The sequence below is a fragment of the Streptomyces sp. NPDC021012 genome (assembly GCF_044333355.1).
In the GTDB taxonomy this organism is placed as follows: domain Bacteria; phylum Actinomycetota; class Actinomycetes; order Streptomycetales; family Streptomycetaceae; genus Streptomyces.
In genome coordinates, this window is sequence record NZ_JBIRQU010000008.1 from 89,646 (window position 1) to 100,975 (window position 11,330).

The window sequence follows — 11,330 nt, forward strand, 5'->3', positions numbered from 1 at the left end:
CGGGCCATTCGGACCGTAATACCCTCGGGCGCATGCTTGACGCCCTGACGGTCGCGGTCTCCGTGGCCGCGCTCGCCCTCGCCGCCTGGTGCGGCTTCGCCGCCTTCCGGGACCAGCCGACCAAGGACTGGCACTTCATCGGCATGGCCGTGGTGACCTTCCTGGTCCTGGTCCAGCTGATCGTCGGCATCGTGCAGCTGGCGCGCGGCGAGAAGGCCGAGGAGGGCACGACGATCTTCGTCGCCTATCTGCTCGGCGCGCTGTGCGCGGTGCCCATCGCCGGTTTCATGTCGCTCGCGGAGCGCAGCCGGTGGGGTTCGGCGACGGTGGCGGCCGGCGCGGTCGTCCTGGCCGTGCTCGAAGTGCGTCTCTACGACATCTGGACGGTGGGCTGACCATGACCGCGACCGAGACCCCGACCCCGGGGAAGGCCCGTCTCGTCACGGGTCCGGGCATGTTGCTCGTCTGGCTGTACGGCGTGATGTCGGTCGGCGCGGTCTCCCGCTCGATCTACCAGATCACGAGCGAGTTCGACCGCGCGCCGCTGGCGTACGGCCTGTCGGCGGTGGCGGCGGTCGTCTACGTCTTCATCACGTACACGCTGGTGCGCGGCGGGGAGAAGGCCCGCAGGGCGGCGCTGGTGTGCTGCGCCGCCGAGCTCGCGGGCGTGCTGATCGTGGGGACCTGGACGCTGGTGGAGCCGTCCGCCTTCCCGGACGCGACGGTCTGGTCGGACTTCGGCTTCGGCTACGTCTTCATCCCGGTGCTGCTTCCGCTGACCGGCATCTGGTGGCTGCGGAAGGCGGCCAAGGCCGCCTGAGGGCTGCTCTAGGCGGCCTTCTCCAGGGTCACCAGGGTGAGCTTCGGGCCGACCTCGCGGGTGTCGACCTGCGCGTACCCCCTGCTGCGGTAGAGGCGCAGGTTGCCCTCGCTGCGATGGCCGGTGAAGAGCTGGAAGCGCTTGGCGGGCGCCGGCTCCTCGGCCTCCGCGGCGAAGTGGCGCTCGATGCCGTCGAGGAGGCGACCGCCGAGGCCGTGCCGCCGCATGCGCGGGTGGACGATCAGCTTGGCGATCCGCACCGTGCCGTCCTCGTCGAGGCGGGCCCGCACGGAGGCGACGACCTCGTCGCCGAGCCGGGCCACCAGCCCGTACCCCTCGTCCAGTTCGGCGCGCAGGGCGTCGAGCGACTGGGTGAGCGGCTCGATGGACCAGTCCCCGTACAGCTCCGCCTCGCTCTGGTAGCAGAGGTACTGCAGCTTCAGGATGTGCTCCGCGTCCTGCGCGTCCGCCGCTGAGATGGTCACACTCAGGCCCATGTGTGCACGCCTCCCGCTCATCTGGTCGATCATCGGTTTACCGCACCCTTCCCCGTCGACCCGGGGCGGGAACCTCTGCAGCCAGCATTCTGCGCAAACATCCCAGGCAACGGGAACGCATCGGCCCCAGACTGCCCTGTGAGATACCCAACTCTCCTGCGATTTCCCGGTAGGTGGGGTCCTCCGGGTCGAGCATCGCGGTGAGCACCTTCGGGCAGCGGCCGGGGGTCCTGGTGACGGCGGCGCGCAGGGTGCGGCGGCCCTCGGCGACGAGGAGCGAGTACTCCGGCTCGGCGCCGTCCGGCCCGTGGGCGGGTTCGTCCCGGTAGGGGCGTTCCCGGTCGTGGGTCCTGCGGGCGCGGCGCGCCTCCGCGCGGACGGCGCGGCGCAGCCATTCGGCGGGCCGCTCGGGGGCGGTGCCGGTCTCCCGGAGCTGCTCCAGGAGGCGGAGCCAGACGGCCTGTTCGAGGTCGCCCGGGTCGACGCCGGCGGTCGGCGCCTCGGCGTCGGACTCGGCGGAGAGCAGCGGGGCGAGGGCGGCGAGGAGGTCGGGGGCCGGGGCTTCGGGGGTCCGCTTTTCCAGGGTCTGCTTTTCCAGGGTCCACTTTTCCGGAGTCTGCTTTTCCGGGGCGGGGGTGATCTCGGGGGTGGCCTCGGGGGTGGTCATGACCGGCACGATGCCGGGGTGCGCGGCCGTGGTTGCGGTGCCGGGCGTAAACCACCCGGGAGGGGGTCGTGCGGACCGTACGACCCCCTCCTTCGGGCCGGTCGGGTCAGTCGCGGGCGGTGAGGTCCGCGGCGGCGAGCCGGGCGGTGTCCGGGTTGTCGGAGAAGATGCCGTCGATCCCCGTCTCCAGGTACCGCTTGAGGGCTCCGAAGGCGTCGCCGTACGCCGTCGGGTCCGTGCCCCTGCGGAAGTCCGCGGGCAGGAAGGTGTTCTCGTTGCGGTGCGTGTACGGGTGGAGGACCAGCCCCTCGGCATGCGCGTCGCGGACCAGGGTGGTCGGGGTGCCGAGCCGGCCGCTCGCGTCCTTGGGGATGACCAGGTCGAGGGTGGGGCCGATGCCCTTGGCGTACGAGGCGATCCAGCTCAGGCCCTCGGGCGTGACCAGGTCGGCGACGGTGCGCGGGTCACCGGCCTCGACGAAGTCCCAGGGGCGGCTGCTCGGGCCGGAGAGCAGGACGACGCCCGGGGCGTCCACCAGCTCGGCCAGGCGCTGGATGCTGCTGGGCTCGAAGGACTGGAGGAAGACCGGGGAGTTCGCGCGGTGGCGTCCGTACCGGCGCAGGAGCTTCGCGAGGCGCTCCTCCAGGCCGAGGCCGAGGGAGCGGAAGTAGCTGGGGTGCTTGGTCTCGACGTGGAGCCAGATCTCGCGGCCCCGGCGACGGCCCTCCTCCTCGGCCCAGTCGAGGACCTCCTCGAAGGTGGGGACCGTCCAGCGGCCGTCGTAGAGGGTGTTCTCCTGGCGGGTGGCGGGGATGCGCTCCTTGGCCCGCAGGGTCTTGAGCTCGGCGAGCGTGAAGTCCTCGGTGAACCAGCCGGTGATCGTGACCCCGTCGACGGTCTTGGTGGTCCTCCGGGAGGCGAACTCGGGGTGGTCGGCGACGTCGGTGGTGCCGCTGATGTCGTTCTCGTGGCGGCAGACCAGGTGTCCGTCCCGGGTGGGGACGAGGTCCTGCTCGACGACGTGGGCGCCGATGTCGAGGGCGTGCCGGTAGGAGCCGAGGGTGTGCTCGGGGCGGTAGCCGGCGGCGCCCCGGTGGCCGATGACGATCGGGACGGGGAGGGAGCGGTAGCCGTGGCCGCGGCCGGGCGTGCCGCCCTGGGCGGCGGCCTGCGCGGTGCCGGTGCCGGCCGCGAGGGTCGTGGAGGCGCCGAGGACGGTGGCGCCCGCCGCTCCGAGAACCGTGCGCCGTGCCGGGGTCCGGCGTTCGCCCTGGGTCATGGGGGATCCTCCTGTGTGTACCGCGGTGTGATGTCCCGCACCTGCCAACTGTTGTCCCCGACGCTAGGCAGCGGGCCCCTACGGGCGGCAGACCTCGGCCGAACATGGCGGAAACACGCGTCAACACTGCGTATCCACTCGGTGAACCCGATGTGCGCGTGGGGGTGACCCGCGAGTATCGTCACGAGCTGCAACCGTCGGCTCGCCCGCTCGTCCGACCCGCTTCCCACCGGAGGAACAGTTGTCCCGTCATGCGATCATCAAGGCAGTGCTCGGGCCGGTCATGCGCCTGATGTTCCGCCCCCGCGTGGAGGGCGCCGAGAACATCCCGGGGACGGGCCCCGTGATCCTCGCGGGCAACCACCTGACCTTCATCGACTCGATGATCATGCCGATCTGCCTGGACCGCCCGGTCTACTTCATCGGCAAGGACGAGTACGTGACGGGCAAGGGCGTCAAGGGCCGGGCGATGGCCTGGTTCTTCACCAGCGTCGGCATGATCCCGGTGGACCGGGACGGCGGCCGCGGTGGTGTGGCGGCGCTGATGACGGGCCGCCGTGTCCTCGAAGAGGGCAAGATCTTCTCGATCTACCCGGAGGGCACCCGCTCCCCCGACGGCCGGCTGTACCGGGGCCGTACGGGCATCGCGCGGCTGACCCTGATGACCGGGGCGCCGGTGGTGCCGTTCGCGATGATCGGCACCGACAAGATCCAGCCGGGCGGCGCGGGCTTCCCGCGCCCGGGTAAGGTGACGGTGCGCTTCGGCGAGGCGATGGAGTTCTCGCGGTACGACGGCATGGACCGCGACCGGTACGTGCTGCGCGCGGTGACGGACTCGGTGATGGCCGAGGTGATGCGGCTTTCCGGGCAGGAGTACGTGGACATGTACGCCACCAAGGCGAAGGCGGCGTAACTCCGCCCCTCCACGCGGAAGTGCCCCGTACGGCCGTCGGCCGTACGGGGCACTTCCGCGTGTGCCGGGTGCGTCAGTGCTCGACGCCCTCCTCCAGCTTCTGGCCCTTCAGGAGGAACCAGGCGGCGACGGCGGTCGCGAGGAGGACCGCCGCGCCGACGCCGGCCGCGATCCGCAGGCCGTCGACGAAGGCCTCCTGGGCGGAGGACACCAGGGCGGTCGCCGTCTCGGGGGCGAGGCCGCCGGAGGCCTGGACCGCGCCGCCGAGCGACTCGTGGGCGGCCGACGCGATGCCCGAGGGGACACCGGCCGGGGTGGCGAAGCCCTGGTAGACGCCGGTCACGATGGAGCCGAGGATGGCGATGCCGAGCGCGGCGCCCAGTTCGTACGCGGTCTCGGAGACGGCGGAGGCGGCTCCGGCCTGCTCCTTCGGGACGCTGGAGAGGATCACGTCGGCGGTCACCGTGAAGGAGAAGCCGGCGCCCACGCCGACGACGAGCAGGGCGGCGCCGAGGAGCGGGTAGCCGGTGTGCTGGTCGAGCGTCATCAGGACGGCGAGCGAGAGGCCGACCGCCGCGAGACCGCCGGCCACCACGGACCGTACGGAGAAGCGGCGGGCCACGAGGCCGGCGGCGAGACCGGCCGTGACCGAGCCGATCGCGGCGGGCAGTTCGGCGAGTCCGGCCTCCAGCGGGTCACGGCCCTGGACCAGCTGGAAGAACTGGGACAGGAAGAACACCAGGCCGGAGAGGCCGAGGACGGTCAGCAGGTCGGCGAGGACGGCACCGGAGAAGCCGCGGTTGCGGAAGAGCCGCATGTCCAGGAGCGGCGCGGGCAGGGTCAGCTGTCGGCGGACGAACCAGGCCAGGGCGGCGGCACCGACGAGGGCGGCGGCACCGGCGTCGAGGGAGGGTCCGTGGGAGGCCAGTTCCTTGACCGCGTACACGATTCCGATGACGCCGACCAGGGAGAGGGCGACGCTGGGGAGGTCCCAGGGGCCCGGGTTCGGGTTCTTCGACTCGGGGATCAGCTTGGCGCCGACGAGGACCAGGACGGCCATGACGGGCAGGTTGATGAGGAAGACCGAGCCCCACCAGAAGTGCTCCAGGAGGAACCCGCCGACGACCGGCCCGACGGCGGCGCCGGCCGAGGCCATGGCACCCCAGATGCCGATGGCGAGGCTGCGCTCGCGCGGGTCGTGGAAGAGGTTGCGGATGAGCGCCAGGGTCGACGGCATCAGGGTCGCGCCGGCGACGCCGAGGAGGGCGCGGGCGACGATCATCATCTCGGGGCTGGTCGCGTAGGCGTTCAGGACCGAGACGGCGCCGAAGGCGGCGGCACCGATCAGCAGGAGCTTCTTGCGGCCGATGCGGTCGCCGAGGCTGCCCATGGAGACCAGGAGTCCGGCGATGACGAAGGAGTAGACGTCACCGATCCAGAGCAGCTGGGTGCCGGAGGGCTTGAGGTCCTCGGAGAGGAAGGGGGTGGCGAGGCCGAGCACCGTGGCGTCGACCGCTACGAGGAGGACGGCCAGGACGAGCACGGAGAGGGCGAGCCACCGGCCGGGCCGGTGCGCGCCCTCGATATGGCTCTCGGTCCTGATGCTGCTGATGGTCACTTCTCCACGCTCCTGCGCGCTCCGCCGAGCAGCAGCTCGACGATCATGTACTGGAAGTCCTTGGCGGCGACCCGGCCGTCCTGCACGGCCCAGGCGCCGGAACCGATGAGCCCGTAGAAGGCCTCGGTGAGCCAGGCGGGGGTCAGGTCGATGCGGAAGACGCCCTCTTCCTGGCCGCGCCGGAAGAGCGCGGAGACCCGGGCGTCGAGGCGTTCCCAGCCCTCGTTCTGCTGGTCGCCCTCGAAGAGCTGGTTCTCGGTGACGAGGAACGAGAGCAGCGGCGCCACGGGCTCGACCTCGCCGACGAGCCGCCGTACGGCCTCGTCCGCGGGCCCTTCGTCCGTACGCGCCCGGTCGTGCGCCGCCTCCAGCTCCTGCAGCCCGAGCTCTTCGAGCGCCCGCACCAGAGCGTCCCGCCCCGCGAAGTGCCGGTGCAGCGTGGCCCGCCCGATCCCGGCGGCCCGCGCGACCTCGTCCATGGTGGCGGTCGCCTTACGGGTGAGCAGGGCGGCGGCGGCACGGAGCACCTGGGTGCGATCGACTGACATGAGACAACCATACACCCGATGAGACATCAGTGTCTCATTCGGGACGACTACTGATAGTCGACTGACACAAGAGGAGCGCCGCCGTCCTCCGGAGGGGAGGACGGCGGCGCTGCGCCTTGCTCGCGAGGGCTACTTCTTCTTGGCCTCGGCCCAGGCGTGCTGGATGACCAGGTCCGCCTTGACCTCGATCAGCTGGGTGGCGACCGCCGAGGGGGCGGTGCCGCCGCGGCCGTTGCGGGAGGCGAGGGCGCCGGGGACGTTGAGGACGGTGCGGACCTCGGGGGTGAGGTGCTCGGAGATCTTGGCGAACTGCTCGTCCGTCAGCTCGTCGAGCTCCTTGCCCTCGGACTCGGCTACCTTCACGCACTCGCCGGCGACCTCGTGCGCCACCCGGAAGGGGACGCCCTGCTTGACCAGCCACTCGGCGATGTCGGTGGCGAGGGAGAAGCCGGCCGGGGCCAGTTCCTCCATGCGGTCGCGGTTGACCGTGAGGGTGGCCATCATGCCGGTGAAGGCCGGGAGCAGGATCTCCAGCTGGTCGCAGGAGTCGAAGACCGGCTCCTTGTCCTCCTGGAGGTCCCGGTTGTAGGCGAGCGGGAGGGCCTTGAGGGTGGCCATCAGGCCGGAGAGGTTGCCGATGAGGCGGCCGGACTTGCCCCGGGCCAGCTCGGCGATGTCGGGGTTCTTCTTCTGCGGCATGATCGACGAGCCGGTGGAGAAGGCGTCGTGCAGGGTCACGAAGGAGAACTCCTTCGTGTTCCAGATGATGATCTCCTCGGCGATCCGCGAGAGGTTGACGCCGATCATCGCCGTGATGAAGGCGAACTCGGCGACGAAGTCGCGGGAGGCCGTGCCGTCGATCGAGTTGCCGGCCGAGCCCCGCTCGAAGCCGAGGTCCTTCGCCACCGCCTCCGGGTCGAGCCCGAGGGAGGAGCCCGCCAGGGCGCCGGAGCCGTACGGGGAGACGGCCGTCCGGGTGTCCCACTGGCGCAGTCGCTCGGCGTCCCGGGAGAGGGACTGGGCGTGGGCGAGGACGTGGTGGGCGAAGAGCACCGGCTGGGCGTGCTGGAGGTGCGTACGACCGGGCATGGCGACGTCCGCGTGGGCCTCGGCGAGGCCGACCAGGGCGTCCTGGAGGTCGGCGATCAGACCGCCGATGATCCGGGCGTGGTCCCGCAGGTACATGCGGAAGAGGGTGGCGACCTGGTCGTTCCGGGACCGGCCGGCGCGGAGCTTGCCGCCGAGGTCGGCGCCGAGGCGCTCCAGGAGGCCCCGCTCCAGGGCGGTGTGGACGTCCTCGTCGGCGATGGTGCCGACGAAGGAGCCGTCCGCGACGTCCGCCTCCAGCTGGTCGAGCCCGGCGAGCATGCGGGTCAGCTCGTCCTCGGTGAGCAGCCCGGCCTTGTGCAGCACGCGCGCGTGGGCACGGGAGCCGGCGATGTCGTACGGCGCGAGACGCCAGTCGAAGTGGACCGAAGCGGAGAGCTTCGCCAGGGCCTCGGCGGGGCCGTCGGCGAACCGTCCGCCCCAGAGCCGGACGTCACCGTTGTTGCTGCTCACTGCTGCTCCTCGATCGAACGTGGGCGGATGACGCAAGGTCGACGTTGATAGGCATAACTATGCGGATGGCCGTATGTTTTGTCAATCGTGGTCGGTGGGCGGTGAAAACCAGGGGCGCCCCCCTCCACCCTGTCCCTACGCTCCGGCCATGGACGACACCCACACCGCGGCAGCCACCCGACTGGCCGGGGGAACCCCGCTCGCCTCGACCATCGACACCTCGGACGCCGCCGCCTGGACGGGTCTCGACCTCGCCGTGCGGGAGCTCGCCCGCACCCGCCCGTCCACGCTGCCCACCCACGCGTGGGCGACCGGCCGTCGTTTCCGGTGGCCGCGGGACGCGCCCTTGCCCCGCCTGGACCTGTCCCGCCGCCGAGAACCCGACGGGCCCGAACTCGCCCTCGCGCTCTGCCACCCCGACGGCCGGATACGCGAGGCGGCCCTCCGCCGCGCGGCCGGTCTTCCCGCTCCGGACCTGCGGCCACTGCTGCCCCTCGTGGCGATCCGCTGCGCGGACTGGGCGGAGCCCGTACGCGAACCGGCCCGCGACCTGCTGCGGGCCGCGCTTCCCGGTGCCGGGCCCGAGGCGGTCGCCGTCCTGGCGCCCGTCGTCCTGCGTGTCGCCGGGCGCCGACACGGGGAGGCCGCCCGGAACCTCCTCGAAGCGACGCTCCGGGAGAGCCCGGTGCCCGTCCTCGAAACCGCCCTCGTCCGCGACGACCGCGCGACCCGGCGTCTGGCGCACCGGATCGCGGTCGAGCGCCGACACTTCTCCCCCGAGCGGTTCGCGGCGGCCGCCGCCGCCGACCCGGACGTGGTGATCCAGGACATCTGCGCGGACGGCGCGGTCGCCGGGGTGGGGCCGGAGACCGGGGACGAGGTGCTCCTCCCGCTGCTGCGCTCCCCGCACTCCCGGGTGCGCGCGGCCGGTGTGACGGCGCTGCGCCGGGCCGGGCGCCCCGGGGAGGCCGAGGCGTTCCTCACGGACCGCTCGTCCATGGTCCGGGCGTGCGCGCGGTACGTGCTGCGGCAGTACGGGACCGATCCCGCCCCGCTCTACCGGACCCTGTGCACGGGCGGATCGGTGCCCCCGGCCGCGCCGCTCGGGCTCGCCGAGTGCGGCGCTCGCGAGGACGCCGCCCTGCTGTGGGGCCTCACGGAGCACCCGCACCCGGGCGTGCGCGCCCGCGCCGTGGCCGGATTGCGCGTCCTGGACGCGGTGGACGTGGCGCGTCTGATGCCGCTCCTCGACGATCCCGCGCCCGGGGTCGTACGGGAGGCGGTGGCCGCTCTCACTCCGTACACGGAGCGGCTGCCGGTGGCGGAGCTGCGGGCACGGCTCGGGACGGAGCACCCCCGGCACGTGCGCGTGGGGGCGTTCCGGCTGCTGGTCGCGCACGGCGGCCCGGACCTCCGGGAGGTCGCCTGGTCGCTGGTCGACGACGCCGAACCGAAGCTGCGCGCCAACTCCTGGGCGATGCTCAGGAGCTGACGCTCCCGACCGGCGAGACGCCTCCGTGGAGGACGTCGAGGAAGGGGATAATCAAGCCATGGGAAAAACGTATGAGCACATCGACGGGCGGCTTCGGGCCTTCATCGAGGACCAGCCGGTGTTCTTCACCGCGACCGCTCCCCTCGCCGGGGACGGTCACGTCAACCTCTCCCCCAAGGGTCGCAAGGGCACGCTCGTCGTGCTCGACGAACTGACCCTCGCCTACGTCGACTTCGGCGGCAGCAGCGCCGAGACGATCGCTCATCTGCGGGAGCCGGGGAACGGGCGGATCACCCTGATGTGGACCGCGTTCTCGGGGCCGCCGACCGTCGTGCGGGTGCACGGGACCGGCGAGGCCGTGCTGCGGGACGATCCGCGGTGGGGCGAGCTGTTCGCGCGGTTCCCGGCCGAGGCCGTCGAGGGGCAGGGCAGCGCGCGAGCGATCGTCCTCGTGCGCGCGCGGCGGGTCAGCGACGCCTGCGGGTTCGCCGTCCCGCTGATGGAGTACCAGGAGGACCGGTCGCTGCACGCCGAGTACTTCAACCGGAAGACGGACGAGGAGTTCAACGCGTACTGCGAGCGGAAGGACCACATCGGGAGCAGCCTCGACGGGCTGCCCGCGCTGCCGCTCCCGCTGCCGCCGCTGCCCGTCGAATAGGCCGTACGGCCCCCGTACGAGAGGCGGGGAGTCCCGTGCGGTCCTAGCGTCGCGGCCATGCGTACTCTGCTCGTCCTCGGCGCCGCCCTGCTCTCCCTGGGCGCCGCGCCCGCGCCCGTACCGCTGCCCGAGCGGATGGCCGACACCGGCGGGGGATCGCAGCTGATCACCGCCGAGGCCCCGGACGCGGATTCCACCACGGGGACGCTCACCTGGTGGGACCGGCGGGGCGGACGGTGGGTGGCGGTGGGGTCCGCGCCCGCGCGGTTCGGGGCGAGAGGGCTCACCGAGGGCGCCTCGCGCCGGCAGGGCACGTCCACCACGCCCACCGGGCTGTACCGGCTGCCGTACGCCTTCGGGGTGCGGGCCGGGCCCGGCGGGACCCGCTTCCCGTACGCCCGGGTCACCGACCGTTCCTGGTGGTGCCAGGACAACGCCTCCCGTGCGTACAACCGCTGGGTCGAGGGGCTGCCCCGGGACTGCCGGGCCGGCGAGTCCGAGCACCTCGCCTCGTACGGCACGCAGTACGCGTACGCGCTCGTCATCGGCTTCAACTACGAGCGTCCGGTGCGCGGGCGCGGGGCCGGGATCTTCCTGCACGTCAACGGGCGCGGGGCGACGGCCGGTTGCGTCTCCGTGCCGGCCGAAGCGATGCGCGCGGTCCTCGCCTGGGCGGATCCCGCGCGCCGACCGCACATCGCCGTCGGCACGCGGGGCGGTCCGACGGCGATCACGGCGTACTGAACTACTTCTGGGCCAGCTTCAGCAGGTGGTCGGCGAGTGCCTGGCCGCCCACCGGGTCGCGGCTGATGAGCAGCAGGGTGTCGTCACCCGCGATCGTGCCGAGGATGGCGTGGAGTTCGGCCTGGTCGATGGCCGACGCGAGGAACTGGGCGGCGCCCGGCGGGGTCCGCAGCACCACCAGGTTGGCGGAGGCCTCGGCGGAGATCAGCAGTTCGCCGGAGAGGCGGCGCATGCGCTCCTCCTTGGCGGACTCGCCCAGCGGCGCCTGCGGGGTGCGGAAGCCGCCCTCGCTGGGAACCGCGTAGATCAGCTCGCCGCCCGTGTTGCGGATCTTCACCGCGCCGAGCTCGTCGAGGTCGCGGCTGAGCGTCGCCTGCGTGACGCTCAGTCCGTCGTCCGCGAGGAGCTTGGCGAGCTGGCTCTGCGAGCGCACCGGCTGCCGGTTGAGGATGTCGACGATCCTGCGGTGGCGTGCGGTGCGGGTCTGCGGAACGGACGGCCCGCCGTGCTCGTTCTCCTGCGCGTCGGTCATCG

At 72.5% G+C, this 11,330-nt stretch carries 13 protein-coding genes; 6 read left to right on the top strand and 7 right to left on the bottom strand.

Features of this window, described 5'->3' with window-relative positions:
- Positions 1–32 precede the first annotated feature (32 nt).
- Entirely contained in the window at positions 33–395 is a 363-nt protein-coding gene (locus ACH4TP_RS25800; protein ID WP_389228155.1) for a hypothetical protein, read from the top strand.
- Between the two features lie 2 nt (positions 396–397).
- On the top strand, positions 398–820 hold the full coding sequence (locus ACH4TP_RS25805) for a hypothetical protein (RefSeq protein WP_389228158.1): 423 nt from the start codon (positions 398–400) through the stop codon (positions 818–820).
- 8 nt (positions 821–828) lie between these two features.
- Here the strand turns inward: ACH4TP_RS25805 and ACH4TP_RS25810 are convergent, their stop codons facing one another.
- The 3 genes from ACH4TP_RS25810 to ACH4TP_RS25820 form a co-directional block, all read right to left on the bottom strand.
- Positions 829–1,317 (bottom strand): GNAT family N-acetyltransferase, encoded by a 489-nt coding sequence (locus ACH4TP_RS25810; RefSeq protein ID WP_389228871.1) that lies wholly within the window; start codon positions 1,315–1,317, stop codon positions 829–831.
- A gap of 37 nt (positions 1,318–1,354) precedes the next feature.
- On the bottom strand, positions 1,355–1,984 hold the full coding sequence (locus tag ACH4TP_RS25815; protein WP_398439263.1) for a sigma-70 family RNA polymerase sigma factor: 630 nt from the start codon (positions 1,982–1,984) through the stop codon (positions 1,355–1,357).
- A gap of 106 nt (positions 1,985–2,090) precedes the next feature.
- On the bottom strand, positions 2,091–3,263 hold the full coding sequence (locus ACH4TP_RS25820; RefSeq protein ID WP_398439264.1) for a glycerophosphodiester phosphodiesterase: 1,173 nt from the start codon (positions 3,261–3,263) through the stop codon (positions 2,091–2,093).
- Positions 3,264–3,504: 241 nt separating this feature from the next.
- On the opposite strand from ACH4TP_RS25820, the gene ACH4TP_RS25825 reads away from it, so the two are divergent.
- Complete coding sequence (locus ACH4TP_RS25825; RefSeq protein ID WP_389228168.1) at positions 3,505–4,176, top strand: lysophospholipid acyltransferase family protein; 672 nt, start codon at positions 3,505–3,507, stop codon at positions 4,174–4,176.
- Positions 4,177–4,249: 73 nt separating this feature from the next.
- Here the strand turns inward: ACH4TP_RS25825 and ACH4TP_RS25830 are convergent, their stop codons facing one another.
- The 3 genes from ACH4TP_RS25830 to argH form a co-directional block, all read right to left on the bottom strand.
- A complete protein-coding gene (locus tag ACH4TP_RS25830; protein WP_398439373.1) occupies positions 4,250–5,788 on the bottom strand; it encodes an MFS transporter in 1,539 nt (512 codons plus the stop codon).
- A 2-nt stretch (positions 5,789–5,790) separates the two neighbouring features.
- The gene (locus ACH4TP_RS25835) at positions 5,791–6,342 is read right to left on the bottom strand and encodes a TetR/AcrR family transcriptional regulator (protein ID WP_389228171.1); all 552 of its coding nucleotides are present in this window, start codon (positions 6,340–6,342) and stop codon (positions 5,791–5,793) included.
- A 129-nt stretch (positions 6,343–6,471) separates the two neighbouring features.
- Positions 6,472–7,902, bottom strand: a complete 1,431-nt coding sequence (gene argH, locus ACH4TP_RS25840) for an argininosuccinate lyase (protein ID WP_398186454.1) — start codon at positions 7,900–7,902, stop codon at positions 6,472–6,474.
- Between the two features lie 148 nt (positions 7,903–8,050).
- Here argH and ACH4TP_RS25845 point away from each other — a divergent pair, with 148 nt between their 5' ends.
- From ACH4TP_RS25845 to ACH4TP_RS25855, 3 genes are read left to right on the top strand one after another with little or no spacing between them, the layout of a single operon-like run.
- Positions 8,051–9,394 carry a hypothetical protein gene (locus ACH4TP_RS25845; protein WP_398439265.1) on the top strand — a complete coding sequence of 448 codons (1,344 nt, stop codon included), beginning with the start codon at positions 8,051–8,053 and terminating at the stop codon, positions 9,392–9,394.
- 58 nt (positions 9,395–9,452) lie between these two features.
- Positions 9,453–10,052, top strand: coding sequence for a pyridoxamine 5'-phosphate oxidase family protein (locus tag ACH4TP_RS25850; protein ID WP_389228180.1), 600 nt, complete (start codon positions 9,453–9,455; stop codon positions 10,050–10,052).
- 57 nt (positions 10,053–10,109) lie between these two features.
- Positions 10,110–10,796, top strand: a complete 687-nt coding sequence (locus ACH4TP_RS25855; RefSeq protein WP_398439266.1) for a L,D-transpeptidase — start codon at positions 10,110–10,112, stop codon at positions 10,794–10,796.
- 1 nt (position 10,797) lies between these two features.
- Here the strand turns inward: ACH4TP_RS25855 and ACH4TP_RS25860 are convergent, their stop codons facing one another.
- Positions 10,798–11,328, bottom strand: a complete 531-nt coding sequence (locus tag ACH4TP_RS25860; RefSeq protein ID WP_030214728.1) for an arginine repressor — start codon at positions 11,326–11,328, stop codon at positions 10,798–10,800.
- Between the last annotated feature and the right edge of the window lie 2 nt (positions 11,329–11,330).